Origin of the sequence: Streptomyces sp. NBC_00012, assembly GCF_045040875.1 — a bacterium.
Lineage (GTDB): Bacteria > Actinomycetota > Actinomycetes > Streptomycetales > Streptomycetaceae > Streptomyces.
In genome coordinates this window covers 6,950,410-6,966,549 of sequence record NZ_CP108309.1, presented here as the reverse complement: position 1 = coordinate 6,966,549, position 16,140 = coordinate 6,950,410, and the positions used below count along the sequence as shown (strand labels likewise).

General features: G+C 70.8%; 13 protein-coding genes. 2 read left to right on the top strand and 11 right to left on the bottom strand.

The genetic code is table 11. The features are described 5' to 3' along the window. Nucleotides 1-48: 48 nt before the first annotated feature. The 5 genes from OHA19_RS31860 to OHA19_RS31840 all read right to left on the bottom strand — a co-directional run bounded on the left by OHA19_RS31860 (nt 49) and on the right by OHA19_RS31840 (nt 5,935). Nucleotides 49-1,101, bottom strand: a complete 1,053-nt coding sequence (locus tag OHA19_RS31860; RefSeq protein WP_405711023.1) for an ABC transporter permease — start codon at nt 1,099-1,101, stop codon at nt 49-51. Next, a complete protein-coding gene (locus OHA19_RS31855) occupies nt 1,098-2,618 on the bottom strand; it encodes a sugar ABC transporter ATP-binding protein (protein ID WP_405711025.1) in 1,521 nt (506 codons plus the stop codon). Before OHA19_RS31855 ends, OHA19_RS31860 begins: the two co-directional genes overlap by 4 nt. A gap of 2 nt (nt 2,619-2,620) precedes the next feature. Then, nucleotides 2,621-3,661: a sugar ABC transporter substrate-binding protein gene (locus tag OHA19_RS31850; protein ID WP_405711027.1), complete on the bottom strand. Its 1,041-nt coding sequence runs from the start codon at nt 3,659-3,661 to the stop codon at nt 2,621-2,623. Nucleotides 3,662-3,803: 142 nt separating this feature from the next. Continuing rightward, a complete protein-coding gene (locus tag OHA19_RS31845) occupies nt 3,804-4,583 on the bottom strand; it encodes an SDR family NAD(P)-dependent oxidoreductase (RefSeq protein WP_405752436.1) in 780 nt (259 codons plus the stop codon). Continuing rightward, a complete protein-coding gene (locus OHA19_RS31840) occupies nt 4,580-5,935 on the bottom strand; it encodes an L-fuconate dehydratase (RefSeq protein ID WP_405711031.1) in 1,356 nt (451 codons plus the stop codon). Before OHA19_RS31840 ends, OHA19_RS31845 begins: the two co-directional genes overlap by 4 nt. Before the next feature lie 256 nt (nt 5,936-6,191). On the opposite strand from OHA19_RS31840, the gene OHA19_RS31835 reads away from it, so the two are divergent. Next, nucleotides 6,192-7,262 carry a PAC2 family protein gene (locus OHA19_RS31835; RefSeq protein ID WP_405711033.1) on the top strand — a complete coding sequence of 357 codons (1,071 nt, stop codon included), beginning with the start codon at nt 6,192-6,194 and terminating at the stop codon, nt 7,260-7,262. A 63-nt stretch (nt 7,263-7,325) separates the two neighbouring features. Here OHA19_RS31835 and OHA19_RS31830 read toward each other — a convergent pair whose 3' ends face one another. The 5 genes from OHA19_RS31830 to OHA19_RS31810 all read right to left on the bottom strand — a co-directional run bounded on the left by OHA19_RS31830 (nt 7,326) and on the right by OHA19_RS31810 (nt 14,109). Then, on the bottom strand, nt 7,326-10,370 hold the full coding sequence (locus tag OHA19_RS31830) for an NPCBM/NEW2 domain-containing protein (protein WP_405711035.1): 3,045 nt from the start codon (nt 10,368-10,370) through the stop codon (nt 7,326-7,328). A gap of 134 nt (nt 10,371-10,504) precedes the next feature. Then, nucleotides 10,505-11,734: a cysteine--1-D-myo-inosityl 2-amino-2-deoxy-alpha-D-glucopyranoside ligase gene (mshC, locus tag OHA19_RS31825; RefSeq protein ID WP_405711037.1), complete on the bottom strand. Its 1,230-nt coding sequence runs from the start codon at nt 11,732-11,734 to the stop codon at nt 10,505-10,507. A gap of 154 nt (nt 11,735-11,888) precedes the next feature. Continuing rightward, the gene (locus OHA19_RS31820; protein ID WP_405711039.1) at nt 11,889-12,752 is read right to left on the bottom strand and encodes an SCO1664 family protein; all 864 of its coding nucleotides are present in this window, start codon (nt 12,750-12,752) and stop codon (nt 11,889-11,891) included. Beyond that, complete coding sequence (locus tag OHA19_RS31815; RefSeq protein WP_405711041.1) at nt 12,716-13,306, bottom strand: DUF3090 domain-containing protein; 591 nt, start codon at nt 13,304-13,306, stop codon at nt 12,716-12,718. Before OHA19_RS31815 ends, OHA19_RS31820 begins: the two co-directional genes overlap by 37 nt. A 104-nt stretch (nt 13,307-13,410) precedes the next feature. Continuing rightward, nucleotides 13,411-14,109 (bottom strand): histidine phosphatase family protein, encoded by a 699-nt coding sequence (locus OHA19_RS31810; RefSeq protein ID WP_405711043.1) that lies wholly within the window; start codon nt 14,107-14,109, stop codon nt 13,411-13,413. Nucleotides 14,110-14,168: 59 nt separating this feature from the next. Here OHA19_RS31810 and corA point away from each other — a divergent pair, with 59 nt between their 5' ends. Continuing rightward, nucleotides 14,169-15,164, top strand: a complete 996-nt coding sequence (gene corA, locus OHA19_RS31805; RefSeq protein ID WP_405711045.1) for a magnesium/cobalt transporter CorA — start codon at nt 14,169-14,171, stop codon at nt 15,162-15,164. A gap of 23 nt (nt 15,165-15,187) precedes the next feature. Here the strand turns inward: corA and OHA19_RS31800 are convergent, their stop codons facing one another. Next, nucleotides 15,188-15,976, bottom strand: a complete 789-nt coding sequence (locus OHA19_RS31800) for a ferritin-like domain-containing protein (RefSeq protein WP_405711047.1) — start codon at nt 15,974-15,976, stop codon at nt 15,188-15,190. Nucleotides 15,977-16,140 lie beyond the last annotated feature (164 nt).

Sequence of the window (16,140 nt, the reverse complement as noted above, 5' to 3'; positions counted from 1 at the left end):
GGGCGGGTGGGGACTCCTCCCCCACCCGCCCCGTCCGGGAAGCGGGCGTCAGTCCTGCCTCTCGCCGCTCGCGAAGCGCGAGATGACCAGGGCGACGATGATGATCGCGCCGTTGAGGAACTGGTTCCACAGCGCCGGGACACCGCCGAGGGTCATCACATTGACCACCAGCTGAAGTGTCAGCACACCGGTCAGCGCGCCGAACAGCGTGCCGCGACCGCCCTTGAGGCTGATGCCGCCGATGACCGCGGCGGCGAACACCTGGAAGATCCAGCCGTTGCCCTGAGTCGCCGCGACCGATCCGTAGTGACCGGTGTAGAGGATGCCCGCGAAGGCCGCGAGCAGGCCGCCGACGGCCAGCACGATCCAGGTGACCCGGTCCACCCTGATGCCCGCGGCGCGCGCCGCCTCCGGGTTGCCGCCGATGGCGTACAGCGAGCGGCCGTGGCGCAGCCAGGCCAGCGCGGCGCCGCCGACGGCGAACAGCGCGAGGCAGATCCAGACCGCGGCCGGCGCGCCGAGCCACTCGCTCTTGCCGAGGTAGCGGAAGGACTCCGGAACGTCGGTGATGGACTTGCCCTCGGTGATCCCGATGTGCAGGCCGCGCAGCATGGTGAGCATGCCGAGCGTGGCGATGAAGCCGTTGACCCTCAGCTTCAGCATCAGGAAGCCGTTGACCGCGCCGATGGCCAGGCCCACCAGCAGGCAGAGCGGGATCGCCGACCAGGTGGGCAGCAGACCCAGGCCCGCGAAGCGGCCGCCCTCGGCGGGCAGCACCAGCCACATCGCGACGACCGGCGCGATGCCGATCGTCGACTCCAGCGACAGGTCCATCCGCCCGCAGATCAGGATCAGCGCCTGGCCCAGCACCAGCAGGCTCAGCTCGGAGGACTGCTGGACGACGCTGATCAGGTTCTCGGAGGTCAGGAACACCGGCGAGACGATGAAGCCGATCACCATCAGCACCAGGATCACCGGTACCAGGGAGAAGTCGCTCCACCTGATCAGCTTCAGCCGGTCCAGCGGCCTTTCGCCGGTCAGGTAGCCCTTCGGCCCGCTGTCGATGCCGTCGGCCGCCAGGGGCCGTACTGTGCCGGTCATTCCCTGTCCCCCACACCTTCCATGGCGGCGACGAGCTCCCCGTCGTTCCACCCGCTTGCGAATGTCGCGACCACGCGTCCGTGGAACAGGGCCAGCACCCGGTCACAGACCCGCAGATCGTCCAGCTCGTCCGAGATGATCACTGCGGCGTTCCCTTCGTCGGCGACCCGTCGCACGACTCCGAGCAGCGAGTCCTTGGACTTGATGTCCACGCCCGCGGTGGGCCGGACCGCCACCAGCACGCTGGGTTCACGGGCCAGCGCCCTGGCCACCACCACCTTCTGCTGGTTGCCGCCGGAGAGCCCGGAGACGGGCTGCTCGGGCCCCTGCGTCTTGATGTCCAGCGAGGCGATCATGGAGCGTGCGAACTCCCTGGTACGGGAGGGCAGTACGGTCCCCCACGGGCCCAGCTGGTCGGTGACGGTGAGCGTGGCGTTCTCGGCGACGCTGCGTTCCAGGACGAGGCCCTGGTCGTGCCGGTCCTCCGGGATGTAGCCGATCCCGGCGTCCAGCGCGTGCGGCACGCTGCCGGAGCGCACAGCCCTGCCGTGCACCCGGACGGTGCCGCCGCCCGCCTTCCGCATGCCGGCCAGGGTCTCCCCCAGGGCCGTGTTGCCGCTCGCCGCGGAGCCGGCCAGGCCGAGCACCTCGCCGGGGCGGACCTCCAGGTCCAGCGGTTCGAACTGGCCCTGAACGGTGAGTCCTTCGGTACGCAGCACGGGGGCGGCCGCCCCGTCCCGCGCCGCGGACCCGGTACTGCCCGCGTGCCAGGCGGTGGCACCGGCGGACTGCTCGCCGGTCATCGCCGCCACCAGCTCCGCCTTGGCGATGCCGGCGACCGGGGCGGTCAGGACATGGCGGGCGTCACGGTAGACGGTGACCGCCGTGCACAGCTCGTACACCTCCTGGAGGTGGTGGGAGATGAAGAGGAACGCCACTCCCTGGCTCTGCAGTTCCCGCAGCTTGTCGAAGAGCCGCCCGATGCCCCGGGCGTCGAGCTGAGCGGTCGGCTCGTCCAGGACGATCAGCCGGGCGCCGAAGGACAGCGCCCTGGCGATCTCGACGAACTGCCTCTGTTCCACGGCGAGATCGCGCGCCCGGGTGTTGGGGTCGACCTGGACGCCGTATTCGGCCAGCAGCCGCTCGGCGCGTCTGCGGAGCTTCCCCCAGCTGATCCAGCGGGCGTTGTCGTCGAAGCGGTTGAGGAAGAGGTTCTCCGCGACGGTCAGGTCCGGGACGACCATGGACTTCTGGTAGACGCAGGCGATCTTCGACTGCCAGGCCGTGGTGTCCCCGAAGGCGGGCGTGGGCTCCCCGCCGAACGTGACCGTGCCCGCGTCCGCCTTGTGGAGTCCGGTCAGGACACTGACCAGCGTCGACTTGCCGGCGCCGTTGCGGCCGACCAGGGCGTGCGACTCACCGGGCTGCACGGTGAGCCGGACCCCGTCGAGCGCCACGGTGGGCCCGAAGCGTTTGACAACGCCTTCCGCCTGTACGGCAGGTGGTGCCTGGTCCATGGCTAGCTCTTCTTCTCCAGCTGGTTGGCCCACAGCTTCGGGTCGTCGACGTTGTCCTTGGTCACCAGCGGCGCGGGGAGCTGGTCCTCGAAGCCGTTCGGGATCTTGATGATGTTGGAGTCGTGGTCGGTGGGGCCTTCCTTGAAGGTCTTGCCGTCCAGAGCCGCCTTGGCGTAGTACAGCGCGTACTTCGCGTAGAGGTCGGCGGGCTGGGAGATCGTGGCGTCGATCTTCCCGGCCTTGATGGCGTCGAACTCCTCCGGGATGCCGTCGTTGGAGATGATCGTGATGTGTCCCGGCGTACCGGCCGGCTTCAGCAGCTTCTTCTGCTCCAGGAGGGCGAGGGTGGGCTGCAGGAAGACCCCGCCGGCCTGCATGTAGATGCCGTTGATGTCGGGGTTGGCGGCCAGGGTGGACTGGAGCTTGGCGGAGGCGACGTCGCCCTTCCAGTCGGTGGCCAGCTCGAAGACCTTGATGCCGGGGAAGTCCTTGTCCATGCAGGCCTTGAACGCCTCGGAACGGTCGCGGCCGTTGATCGAGGAGAGGTCGCCCTGGAACTCGACGACCTTGCCCTTGCCCTTCAGCTGCTCGCCGAGGTACTTGCAGGCGTTGGTGCCGTACGCCTTGTTGTCGGCACGCACCACCATGTAGATGTTGCCCTTGTCGGGGCGGGTGTCGACGCTGACGACCGGGATCTTCTTCTCGTTCAGCGTGTTGAGCGACTCGGCGATCGCGCCGGTGTCCTGCGGCGCCATCACGACGGCCTTGGCGCCCTGGTCGGTGAAGGTCTGGACGTTGGCGACCAGCTTGCCGATGTCGTTCTGCGAGTTGGTCAGCGGCAGCGCCTTGACCTCGCCCTCCTTGACGCCCTTCTCCACGTAGTTCTGGTACGAGTTCCAGAAGTCGCTGTCACTGCGCGGCAGGTCGATCCCGACCTTCCCGCCGCCCGCGCCGTCGTCGGTGGACTCGCGGTTGCAGCCCGCGAGGGCGGTGACTGCCAGCAGTACGGCGCAGGCCGCCGCACTCGTCGTACGCACTCTCATTGGTGTCCCGTTCCTTTGTGAGTACCGGCTCGGAGCTCTGTCGGCAAAGCGGAGGTGCATCGTGAGCGGAGGTGCATCGTGGCGGAGGTGCATCGTGCGCGGGGACACGGCCCGTGACGCGGCTCGAGCCGCGCTCCCCCGGTCAGCTCTCGGCGGGACGCAGGCGCAGTCCCTGCATGCCGCCGTCGACGGCCAGTGCCGTGCCGGTGACCGAGGCGGCGGTCGGGCTCGCGAGGTAGACGATCGCGGCGGCCACCTCGTCGGCCGACACCAGCCGCCCCAGCGGCTGGCGGGCGTTGAGCGCGGCCCGCTCGGCGGCCGGGTCGTCGGCCTGACCGAGGAGCCGGCCGATCCACGGGGTGTCCGCCGTACCGGGGTTGACGCAGTTGACCCGGATGCCCTCGCGGACGTGGTCGGCGGCCATCGCCAGCGTCAGCGAGAGCACCGCGCCCTTGCTCGCGCTGTACAGAGCACGCTGCGGCAGCCCGGCGGTCGCCGCGATGGAGCAGGTCTGGGTGATCGACACGGCGCCTGGGCGGTCGGCCGCCGCGCGCCGCAGATGGGGCATGGCGTGCCGGGCGGTTCGGACCATGCCGAGGACGTTGATGTCCAGGACCCGGGTCCACTCCTCGTCGGCGTTGTCCTCGACGGTGCCGACGGATCCGATGCCGGCGTTGGAGACGACGGTGTGCAGCGCGCCCAGTTCGGCGGCGGCCCGGTCGACCGCCTCGCGCACCGCGTCGTCGTCGGTGACGTCGGCCTTGACGGCGAGGACGCCCTCGGGGGCGCCCGCGGTCTCCCGGTCCAGTACGGCGACCCGGGCGCCGCGCGCCAGCAGCATGGTCGCGACGGCGGCCCCGATGCCGGAGGCACCGCCGGTGACCAGGGCTCCCATTCCCTCGAAGTCTCTCGTCGCGGTCATCGGCCGGCCTCCTCGGTGGTGCGGCGGGACTGCCATACGGCGCCCTCCGGATAGCGGTGTGCGTCGATCGACTCGGGGAGCATCCGGGCGGAGAAGCCCGGGGCGCTCGGCGCGGTGTAGCGGCCCGACTCGATCACGGTGGGATCGGCGAAGTGTTCGTGGAGATGGTCGACGTACTCGATCACGCGGTTGTCCCGACTCCCGGAGACCGCCACGTAGTCGAACATCGAGAGGTGCTGCACCAGCTCGCAGAGTCCTACCCCGCCCGCGTGCGGGCAGACCGGTACGCCGTACTTGGCGGCGAGCAGCAGGATCGCCAGGTTCTCGTTGACGCCCGCGACCCGGGCCGCGTCGATCTGGACGAAGTCGACGGCCCCGGCCTGGAGCAGTTGCTTGAACACGACCCGGTTGGCGACGTGTTCGCCGGTGGCGACCTTGACCGGCTGGCCCGCGCGGACGGCGGCGTGGCCGAGGATGTCGTCGGGGCTGGTCGGTTCCTCGATCCAGTGCGGGTCGTACGGGGCGAGCGCGGTCATCCATTCGACCGCGTCCGAGACGTCCCAGCGCTGGTTGGCGTCGACGGCGATCCGGATGTCCGGCCCGACGGCCTCGCGGGCCAGGGCGAGTCTGCGGACGTCGTCGCTCAGGCTGCCGCCGACCTTCAGCTTGATCTGGGTGAAGCCGTCGGCGACGGCCTCCTTCGCGAGCCCGACCAGCTTGTCGTCGCTGTAGCCCAGCCACCCGGGCGAGGTGGTGTACGCCGGGTACCCCTCGGCGCGCAGCCGCTGGGCGCGTTCGGCCCGGCCGGGTTCGGCGGCCCGCAGGATCTCCAGGGCCTCGTCGGGGGTGAGGGCGTCGGTGAGGTAGCGGAAGTCGACGAGGGAGACGAGCTCCTCGGGCGTCATGCCGGCGAGGAACTCCCAGACCGGCCTGCCCGCGAGCTTGGCGGCCAGGTCCCAGGCGGCGTTGACGACCGCACCGGCCGCCATGTGCATCACGCCCTTCTCCGGGCCGAGCCAGCGCAGTTGCGAGTCGTGGGTGAGCTCGCGGTGCAGTGCGGCGAGATCGGCCGCGGTGCGGGGCGCCGGACGCCCCACCAGGTAGGGGCGCAGCGTGTCGATGGCGGCGGCCATCACCTCGTTGCCGCGCCCGATGGTGAAGCAGAAGCCATGTCCCTCGATGCCGCCACTGCCAGTGTCCGGTCCGTCCGTGCGGTCCGGGACATCGGTGCGCAGTACGACGTAGGCAGCCGAGTAGTCGGGATCGGGGTTCATGGCGTCCGAGCCGTCCAGTTGTTCCGAGGTCGGAAAACGGATGTCGTGGACCTCGAAATCCGTGACGGTCTGACTCATGTGCGCCCCCAGGGGAATAACATCGGACCTCTGTTCTGGTCATCCGATGTATAGCGCCACGAAGACCCCAGCGTCCAGCGCCTGAACGAAATCTACGCATCACAGCTCGGATGTATCCCGTATCTGATGCCCCGATTCGACCGGTGATACGCCCGTGCGGGCCGGGTTCGCCCGGCTGTGCACGGAGGCTGCGGCGCAAGTGGCCGGAAGCCGTAAGGTTGATGGGTACACAAGGGAACTTCGGAAGGAGGCCTGGGTGATCGAGCTCGAGGGGGTTCCCGAGCTGATCGACCCGGTCATGGTGGCCGCGTTCGAGGGATGGAACGACGCAGGGGACGCCGCCTCCACGGCGGTCGCGCACCTGGACCGGGAGTGGAAGGGCGAGGTGTTCGCGGCGCTGGACGCCGAGGACTACTACGACTTCCAGGTCAACCGGCCGACGCTCTGGCTGGACGGCGGGGTGCGCAAGATCACCTGGCCGACCACCCGGCTCTCCGTGGTCCGCGTCGGCGGGGAGAAGCCCCGCGATCTCGTCCTGGTCCGCGGTATCGAACCATCCATGCGCTGGCGCTCGTTCTGCAACGAGATCCTGGGTTTCGCCCATGAGCTGGGCGTGGAGATGGTGGTGATCCTGGGCGCCCTGCTCGGCGACACCCCGCACACCCGGCCGGTTCCGGTCAGCGGAGTCACCTCCGATCCGGATCTGGCGCGGACCATGGACCTGGAGGAGACCAAGTACGAGGGGCCGACGGGCATCGTCGGCATCCTCCAGGAGGCCTGCACGCACGCGGGTGTGCCCGCGGTGAGCCTGTGGGCGGCGGTGCCGCACTACGTGTCGCAGCCGCCCAACCCGAAGGCCACGCTCGCGCTGCTGAACCGCCTGGAGGACCTCATCGGTCTGCGCATCCCACTGGGCGAACTGCCCGAGGACGCGCGCGCCTGGCAGCTCGGCGTCGACCAACTGGCCGCCGAGGACAGCGAGGTGGCCGAGTACGTGCAGACGCTGGAGGAGGCCCGGGACACCGCCGAGCTGCCCGAGGCGAGCGGCGAGGCCATCGCCCGGGAGTTCGAGCGCTATCTGCGCCGCAGGGACCCTGGTCCGGGCCAGGCGCCGGGCGGGCACGCGACGGACAGCGGCGACGCCACGTACCTGCGTGACACCTCCAGCGGCCGTACCCGTCCGCCGAAGCCGGTCCGCCCCGAGGCCGGGGGCGATACGGGACCCGGCGCGCCGCCCGCGGACGGTCCCGGCCGCGAGGGCGACGTCGACGGGGACCGGGACGGCGAGGGACCGCAGGGTCCGCCGGAGGACTCCCCGGAGGACTGACGGGACCGGTGGAGCGCCGGGCGGGTACGTGACCGCCCGGCGCTCCCGTGCTGTCCGGGACATTCAGGAACAGGTGAACCGGGCCCCGGCCCAGTCCCCGTGGTCACCGGTCTTGGAGCCGTTGGTGTCCGTGACCTTCAGGTGCACATGGCGCGCACCGTCGAGCTTCACGTCGACCGGCACGGTCGCCGAGGCTCCGGTCACCTTCGGGGAGGTCCACAGCACCTTGCCGTCCGCCTCGACGGAGAAGGCCACTTCGCCGTAGCCGTTGATCTCGTCGTCGATCCCCGCGTCCGCGGTGAACGCGGTGCAGCGCCCGCCGAGGTAGACCTCGATGTCGGAGTCGGCGTGGGTGCCGATCCCCTTCTCGTACGTCTTCCCGGCCAGGGTCAGCGGGTGCCCGTCGGTGGCGCCCGACTCGCCGTTGCTGCGGTCGCGTTCGGCCGGTCCGTAGCCGTTGGTGGACTTCAGCCACACCAGGTCGCTCGCCCAGGCCTCGCCGGTGGGCGGCGGTGGCATCACCCCGGCGGCGAACCGCTGGGTGGCGGTGCGGGATTCGCCGGCCGACCGGTAGCGGACGAGGGCGGTGATCCGCGCCTCGCCCGCCGTGGCGACCTTCGCGGGGGTGACGGAGACCTCGACCCGACGGGTGGTGCCCGCCGGGATCCGGTCCACCTTCGCGGGCGCCGCGACCTGCCAGCCCTCGGGGACGTCCAGGCCGACCTCGGCGTCCGTGACATCGGCCCGGCCCGCGGTGACGTCGACGAGGACGGTGCCCTCGGCCCCGGCGCCGACCTCCTGCCCGGACGGCGCGGAGACCCCGGCGTTCGCCGCGGCGGTCCGCCCGCCGACGGCGCTGGTGTTCTTCAGCTTCACGGAGAATGCCTCGGCGGTGGAGAGCGGCGCGGTCTTGATCTTCACGACGCCGCCGCGGTCGTCCCGGTCGTACCACCAGCCCTGCTTCGCGGCCTTGTACGCGGCGGCGGAGTCCAGCCGGGGCAGCTTCCCGTCGAGCTCGACCGCGCTCGGGGCTGAGCCGGTGTGCACGCTGAACTCGTACGGGCGCTTGCCCTGCTTGCCGGTGAACTCCCCCTTGCTCGCGCCGATCCGTACGGTCACGTCGCCCGCGCCCCGGACCGGTGCGTCCACGTCGGCCCGCTGGGTGGCGTACTTGCCGTCGCGGTGCTGCCGGGTGACGCCGTCGTCCTCGTACAGCGTGAAGGACGACTTGCCCTGCGGGTAGACGTCCCAGGCGAGCGCGGAGCCTGCGGTGCGGTCCTTGTACGAGCGGATGCCCGGCCACATCGGCACACTGGCACCGCCCCTGACGAACAGCGGCAGGGTGTCGAGCGGGGCGCTGTAGTCGTCGAGAGTGACCGGCCCCTCGTAGGTCCGCCCGCTCCAGTAGTCGGTCCAGGTGCCCTTCGGCAGGTAGATGCCGTCGCGTTCGGTGCTGTCCTGGTAGACCGGGGCGACGAGGAAGTCCTCGCCGGACATGAACTCGTACTTCGCCGCGTCCGTCGCCGCCTTCGGGTCGTCCGGGTATTCGAGTACGAGCGGGCGGACCATGCCGACGCCGGTCTTCGTCGCCTCGTGCGCGTAGGAGTACTGGTAGGGCAGCAGCGACTCCTTGAGCTTGAGGTAGTCGCGGTTGACGGTGGTGTACGGCTCCCCGTACCGGAAGGGCTGCTTGTCGCTGGCCGCCCAGCCGTCCATCGTCATCGTGGTCCCCAGGAACATCTTCCACTGGAGGTCACGGGTGTAGGTCTTGGCGCTGCCGCCGAAGATGCCGTCGACGTCGCCGGTGGTGTAGGCGAGACCGGACATCGTGGCGCCCGCGTAGGTCGGGATCTGCCAGCGGATGTAGTCCCAGGTGCCGTACTGGTCGCCGGACCACTGCACTCCGCAGCGCTGGGCGCCCGACCAGCTCTCGGGGGCGTAGGTGAAGCCGCGGGCGTCGCTGTTGTCCTCGATGCCCTTGTACGCGTCCTTGCAGCCGTCCAGGGCGAACTTGTAGCCGGCGCCGATCCAGGCGACGTCCAGCTTGGCGACCCGCTGGCCGGCCTTGACCTGCTCGGCGAGCTTGTCGATGCCGTCCTGGGTCCACAGGCCGAGCTGCATGTCGCGGTTTTGGAGGCCCTTCGCGGTCTCGGCGAGGTCCTCGTATCCGCAGCCGTAGCCGTCGTTGACGAGCATCCAGCCGTTCGGCATGTCGTTCTCGACGTAGCCGTCGGCGACCTTCAGGGCGTCCAGGGTGTGGCGCTCACCGCGGTTGGCGTTGTGGAGGTAGCAGTCGGCGTCGCCGATCTCCATCCCGTACACGGGCGGCAGGAACGGCTTTCCGGTGAGCTTCGTGTACTGCCCGATGACGTCCTTGGCGCTGTCGCCCGCGAAGTAGTACGCGTCGAAGCGCTGCTCCTTCGCGCTGGTGGTCACCGGGTCGGTGAAGGCGTAGGTGTTCGGCGCGTAGGTGTTGCGGAAGACGCCGTAGCCGGCCGAGGAGAGGTAGAACGGCACCGAGTTGGGGTGGCCGCCGTCGTCCCAGTCGTAGTCGACGCCGACCTCGACGGTCTTGTCGCGGTGCGAGGTGTTGCCCCGGCCGTTCTGCATGCCTGCGCCGTAGAACTGCTCGTCCGCGCCGCGGGCCAGCGTCTGGGTGGTCCTCTCGCCGTCCCAGCTCAGCCCCTTGGCCTCGGACCAGACCTGGCTGCCGTCCGCCCGGTACAGGGCGAACCGCAGGGGCGACTTGTAGGCGCGCAGGGTGACGCGGCCGGTGGAGAGTTCGTAGCGGTCGCCCCGCTCCTTCCACCGGGTGCGCGGCGGGGTGCCCTGCGGCAGGACGATGTCGTCGCCCGTCGGGTCCGAGAACGTGCCGCCCGGAGCGAGTTCGATGCGGAAGGTCTCGTCGGAGACGAAGCTGACCCGGGCCTCGGCGGCACCGGCCTTCAGGTGGTAGACGGATCCGTCGGCGGAGAATTTGGTGAGGTCGCCGACCGTGGTGTCCGGCTCGGCGGCGCCGGCCTGGGCCGCACCGGGGCCCGAAAGGACGGCGATCAACCCCAGCAAGGCTGCAACTGCCGCCGCTCTGATGCGCGTTGATGATTGCATAGAGCGCTTTTAGCGCAGCATCGAGCACTTGACCATGGACAAAACGGAACCGGCCCTGAACTTCGTCGAGAAGTCCAAGGCCGGTTCGTCCGGAACGTCCGGTGGATATCAGCGGGTTGCCACCCTGTGCGGCGCTACAGGGCGACGCCCAGCAGCGCGTCGACGGTGCGCGACACGAGGCCGGGCGCGCCCTCGTCCGTACCGCCCTCGGCGTTCTGACGCTCGGCCCAGCGGTCCACGGCGGCCAGTGCGGCCGGCGCGTCCAGGTCGTCGGCGAGGGCCTCGCGGACCTCCTCGACCAGGGCCTCGGCGGGCAGTCCGTCGGGCCGGGAGACGGCGGCGCGCCACCGGGCCAGGCGCTCCACCGCGTCGGCGAGCACCTGGTCCGTCCACTCCCAGTCGGACCGGTAGTGGTGCGACAGCAGCGCCAGCCGGATCGCCGCCGGGTCCACGCCGTCGCGGCGCAGCCGCGAGACGAAGACCAGATTGCCCCTGGACTTGGACATCTTCTCGCCGTCCAGGCCGACCATTCCGGCGTGCACATAGGCCTGGGCGAAGGGGTGTTCGCCGGTCAGCACCTGGGCGTGCGAGGCGCCCATCTCGTGATGCGGGAAGGCGAGGTCGGACCCGCCGCCCTGGACGTCGAAGCCCATGCCGAGGTGGTCCAGGGCGATGGCGACGCACTCGATGTGCCAGCCGGGCCGGCCGGGGCCGAGCGAGCCGCCGTCCCAGCTCGGCTCGCCCTCGCGGGCGGCCATCCAGAGCATCGGGTCGAGCGGGTTCTTCTTGCCGGGGCGCTCCGGGTCGCCACCGCGCTCGGCGGAGAGCAGCCGCATCGCCTCGGCGTCGAGGTTCGAGACCTCGCCGAAGTGCGGGTCGGCCTCGACGGAGAAGTACACGTCGCCGTCGAGCTCGTAGGCGGCGCCTGCGTCGCGAAGCCGTTCCACCAGCGGAACGATGCCGGGTATCGCCTCCACGGCACCGATGTAGTGCTTCGGCGGAAGCATGCGCAGGGCAGTCATGTCCTCGCGGAACAGGGCCGTCTCGCGCTCGGCGAGCTCGGTCCAGTCCTGGCCGTCGCGCACGGCCCGCTCCAGGAGCGGGTCGTCCACGTCGGTCACGTTCTGGACATAGTGAACCTGCCGCTTGGTGTCGAGCCACACGCGCTGAACGAGGTCGAACGCGTTGTAGGTCGCCGCATGACCCATGTGGGTCGCGTCGTACGGCGTGATGCCGCAGACGTAGATGCGGGCGACGGGACCGGGGTCAAGGGTGATCCGTCCGCCGGTCGCGGTGTCGTGGATCCGAAGGTCGCGGCCCTTGCCAGGCAGGGCGGGGACCTCAGAAGCGGGCCAGGCATGCATGCCACGAGCGTAACCGGATGCATGTTCCGGATACGAACCGGATGCCGGATCTTGACCGAAGAGGCGCTCTTGCGCCGGGCGTCGCCATCTGCTTCGGGAGGCGGTCCCGGCACCCCGGTCCGCGCCGCCTGCCGCCGCGTACCCGCTGCTCCGCTCAGACCGGAGGCCAGGGGATCGACGGCCATTCCCCGCTCGGCACCGGGTGCCTGCCGGTGGCCCTGAGCCCCGCCACACGACCCCGCAACGCCTCGATCTCGACCTCGGTGATCAGCTCGGCCAGCCGGGTGACGAGCGGGGTTCCCGGCGCGAGTTCCGCGCCCAGCCGCTCGACGACCTCGACGGCCTCGGCCGTCAGCGGCTCTCCCGCCCAGCCCCAGAGCAGCGTGCGCAGCTTGTCGTCGGCGTTGAATGTCACACCGTGGTCGATGCCGTAGAGCCGGCCGCCGGAGGCGGGCAGCAGATGGCCGCCCTTGCGGTCGCCGTTGTTGATCACTGCGTCGAGGACGGCGAGCCGCCGCAGCCTGGCATCGTCCGCGTGGACCAGCAGGGCCGTCCTGCCCTCACCGACCTCGGCCTGGGCGACGGCCTTCCAGCCCTCCCCCGGCTCCTCGTCCTCGACGAGCGCGAGCAGCGGCGGCTCGCCCGACTCGCCCTCCTCGCCGTCCGCGTCCGTGCGGGGTGTCGCGTCGATCCACAGCTGGCACATGCCCTCGCCGTACGGACCGTCCCTCAGCACGGTGGGCGGCACCAGGCCCCAGCCGGTCGCCTCGGACATCTCGTACGCGGCCACCTCGCGCCGGGCGAGCGTGCCGTCCGGGAAGTCCCACAGGGGCTGCTCACCGGCCACCGGCTTGTAGACGCAAGGAGCCTCCTCGCCATCACGCGAGACCGTGCAGTAGAGCACCGCGTTGGACGCGCCGCGGATCTGTCCGAGGACGGTGAGCTCCCCCTCGGTGAGCAGATCGATCAGTTCGGTGCCGGTCAGGCTCCGCGACGGTATCCGTTCTGGCGCGGGCATACGTGTCCTTCCGGGTCGAGCGGCAGGCTGCACAGCGGGCACGGCGGACGTCCGGCGTTCACGACGTCCAGGGCGCGCTTGGCGAAGGCCCGGGCCTTCGCGCCGCTGAGACGGACCCGGAGCATCGGCGGGCCGTTCTCCTCGTCCTGGAGCAGCCGTTCCTCGGCCTCGGCGAGATCCTCGTCGGACTCCACGTCCAGCTCGACCAGCGCCTGCGCCTCGACGATCATGCGCTGTTCCTCGCCGTCCCAGGCGAGCGCCATCGTGCCGACCCGGAACTCCTCCTCGACGGGGACGTCCAGGGGCGCGGTGTCGGTGACGTCCATCGGCGCCACGGCGGGCACCGGGGAGTTCCCGCCGGTCCGCCGCACCACCTCGTCGAGCAGCTCGTCGATCCGCTCGGCGAGCGCGGCGACCTGGGTCTTCTCCAGGGCCACGCTGGTGACACGTCCGCCTGAGGATGCCTGCAGGAAGAACGTACGACGTCCAGGCAGCCCGACCGTACCGGCCACGAAACGGTCCGGGGGGTCGTAGAGGAACACCTGACGGGACACGTCCTGTCTCCCTTGAACTCGACGGTGGATGAGGGGCGGCCGGGGCCCGGGGCATTCCCCGGGGCAAGGCGCCTACGGAGCGTCCACCCTACTGCGCGAAGCGATCAGGGCGCCCCAGCGCCGCCCCCGACCGCCGCGTCCGCGTCCGAGTCCGCCGGGAGCGGGTGTTCGCGCGGCGCCAGCGGGGCGAGATCCCCGGTGTCGCCGAGCCGCAGCAGGAAGGGCCGCAGCCTGGTGTAGCGGATCGCGGTGACCGAACAGGGGTCGGCCTGGATCCGCTGGAAGAGGTCGAGGTGCATGCCGAGCGCGTCGGCGACCAGGGCCTTGATGATGTCGCCGTGCGAGCACATCACGTAAACGGCGTCGTCACCGTGCGCGGCCTCGACGCGGGCGTTCCAGTCCCGTACCGCGTCGACCGCGCGCGCCTGCATGCCGCGCATCGACTCGCCGCCGGGGAACGCCGCCGCCGACGGATGCTGCTGCACGACGCCCATCAGCGGTTCGTCGGCGAGCTCCGCGAGCTTGCGCCCCGACCAGTCGCCGTAGTCGCACTCGCTGATCCGGTCCTCGGTGTGCAGCTCCAGCCCGGGCCGGGCGGCGAGCAGCGGCCGCAGGGTCTCCCGGCAGCGCTGGAGCGGGCTGCTGACGGCGGCGGCCAGCGGCAGTCCGGCCAGCCGTCCGGGCAGGGCCGCGGCCTGCTCGGCACCGCGCTCGTCGAGCGCGATCCCGGGGGTGCGGCCCGCGAGCACCCCGGCGGTGTTGGCGGTGGAGCGTCCGTGGCGTACGAGGATCAGGGTGGGCATACGGGCCAGCGTAGGCCGCCGCCGCCGACGAGGTGCGCCCAGGACCGCGGCAGGGAAGAATGCGCGCCGTGATCGTGGACTGTGCCATCTACCGGGACGGGCGCCGCACCGAGGGCCCCGCCGACCTCTCCGAGGCCCTCGACGAGGCTCGGGCCGCCGGTGACGCGTTCCTCTGGATCGGGCTGCACGAGCCGACGGAGAAGGAGTTCGACCTCGTCAGCAGCGAGTTCGGCCTGCATCCGCTGGCGGTGGAGGACGCCCTGAGCGCGCACCAGCGCCCCAAGCTGGAGGTGTACGACGACTCGCTCTTCGCGGTCATCAAGCCGGTGGTGTACGAGCCGAGCAGCGACACCGTCACCACCGACGAGCTCATGGCCTTCATAGGCGATTCGTTCGTCGTGACGGTCCGGCACGGGGAGGGCGCGCCGCTCGCCGCGGTGCGCCGCCGCCTGGAGGCCGAACCGGAGGTGCTCAAGCACGGGCCGACCGCGGTGCTGTACGCGATCAGCGACGCGGTCGTCGACCACTACATCGAGGTCGCGGGCGAGCTCCAGGTCGACCTGGAGGAGCTGGAGACCGAGGTGTTCGCGCCGACCGGCGTCGGTGACACGAAGAGCACCGCGGCCCGCATCTACACCTTCAAGCGGCAGATCCTGGAGTTCCGCCGGGCCGCGGGGCCGCTGAGCTCCCCCATGGCCCGGCTGGCGAGCGCGGACGTGCCGTTCGTCCACGAACACTCGCAGCCGTTCTTCCGGGACGTCAGCGACCATCTGACGCGCGCCAACGAGTACGTGGAGGGGCTGGACCGGCTGCTCTCCGACATCCTCTCGGCCCATCTGGCCCAGGTGGGCGTGCGGCAGAACGACGACATGCGCAAGATCTCGGCCTGGGCGGCGATGGCCGCCGTACCGACGATGGTGGCGGGGATCTACGGCATGAACTTCGAGCACATGCCCGAGCTCCGCTGGGTGTGGGCCTATCCGGCGGTGATCGCGCTGATGGCCGCGGCGGTCTTCGCGCTGTACCGGCAGTTCAAGCGCCGCGGCTGGCTCTGAACCGGTCCGGGCCCCGCACCGGTTCAGGCGAACCCGGGCTCCGGCGCCGCCGGACCACCCAGCGCGTCGCGCCGCTCGGGCTGCTCCAGGCGCACCATGCGCCGCCACCCGGCGAATCGTTCGTACGCGTAGACGGCGTGGATCCCGGCGGCCAGCACCGCCGATTTGGCCCGGGGCCAGCCAAGGATGCGGCCCATGTGGTCCATCACGGCGAGGCTGACGTCGCGGTACACCCGGATCTCGGCGAGCGCGCACTCGCGCAGGGTGCGCTGGATGGTGCGGCCGTGTCCGGCCCGGGCCAGGCGGAGCAGTTCCTCGTGGCAGTACGCCAGGTGGTTGTCCTCGTCGTTCGAGATCATCTTCACGGCGCGGCCGAGGTCGGGGTGGTCGGCGAAGTGCTTGCGCAGCAGGGCCATCTGTTCGGAGGCCCGTTGCTCGGTGACCCGGCTGTGGGCGAGGTAGGTGATGATGTCGCGCTCGGAGAGCCGTTCCTCGCCCCGCAGCTGCTCATGGGCCAGGCCGATGCCGTGCTTCTCCAGCAGCATCGTGTAGTCGGTCTCGTGCGGGACCTCCGCCGGCTGGAGCCCGCGCTTCCTGAGCAACGCGTTGAAGATCCGGCCGTGTTTGTCCTCGTCGGCACCGTGCCGTGCGATCTTGGGCGCCAGGGCGCGCTGGCTCTCGGGCACCAGGACGGCGATACGGCCGTTCTCCCAGCCGCCCTGGGACTCCCCGCCGGCCGCGATGGAACAGAACAGCCGGAACGACTCGTCGTCGTCGAGAATCTCCTGGAACAGGTTCCTTGCCGAGAGCATCACTGCCACCTCCGTGCCGCATCCGCCGAGCCACAGTCAAGTGCGGCACACCCACCCGGGCAACAGGAACGAGCCCGGGCTGCGCCGGATGGGGCGCTTCCCGGCGTAACCGCCCGGCCGCGCGCGCGTTGATACGCGTAACGGCCGTGGCGGGGAGACCCCGA

Bases quoted from the DNA above. Each gene is read 5' to 3' on its own strand.
- mshC (WP_405711037.1), bottom strand. From the start codon at position 11,734: ATGCATGCCTGGCCCGCTTCTGAGGTCCCCGCCCTGCCTGGCAAGGGC.
- OHA19_RS31845 (WP_405752436.1), bottom strand. From the start codon at position 4,583: ATGACCGCGACGAGAGACTTCGAGGGAATGGGAGCCCTGGTCACCGGC.
- OHA19_RS31810 (WP_405711043.1), bottom strand. From the start codon at position 14,109: ATGCCCACCCTGATCCTCGTACGCCACGGACGCTCCACCGCCAACACC.
- OHA19_RS31840 (WP_405711031.1), bottom strand. From the start codon at position 5,935: ATGAGTCAGACCGTCACGGATTTCGAGGTCCACGACATCCGTTTTCCG.
- OHA19_RS31820 (WP_405711039.1), bottom strand. From the start codon at position 12,752: ATGCCCGCGCCAGAACGGATACCGTCGCGGAGCCTGACCGGCACCGAA.
- OHA19_RS31800 (WP_405711047.1), bottom strand. From the start codon at position 15,976: ATGCTCTCGGCAAGGAACCTGTTCCAGGAGATTCTCGACGACGACGAG.
- corA (WP_405711045.1), top strand. From the start codon at position 14,169: ATGCGCGCCGTGATCGTGGACTGTGCCATCTACCGGGACGGGCGCCGC.
- OHA19_RS31830 (WP_405711035.1), bottom strand. From the start codon at position 10,370: ATGCAATCATCAACGCGCATCAGAGCGGCGGCAGTTGCAGCCTTGCTG.
- OHA19_RS31860 (WP_405711023.1), bottom strand. From the start codon at position 1,101: ATGACCGGCACAGTACGGCCCCTGGCGGCCGACGGCATCGACAGCGGG.
- OHA19_RS31855 (WP_405711025.1), bottom strand. From the start codon at position 2,618: ATGGACCAGGCACCACCTGCCGTACAGGCGGAAGGCGTTGTCAAACGC.
- OHA19_RS31850 (WP_405711027.1), bottom strand. From the start codon at position 3,661: ATGAGAGTGCGTACGACGAGTGCGGCGGCCTGCGCCGTACTGCTGGCA.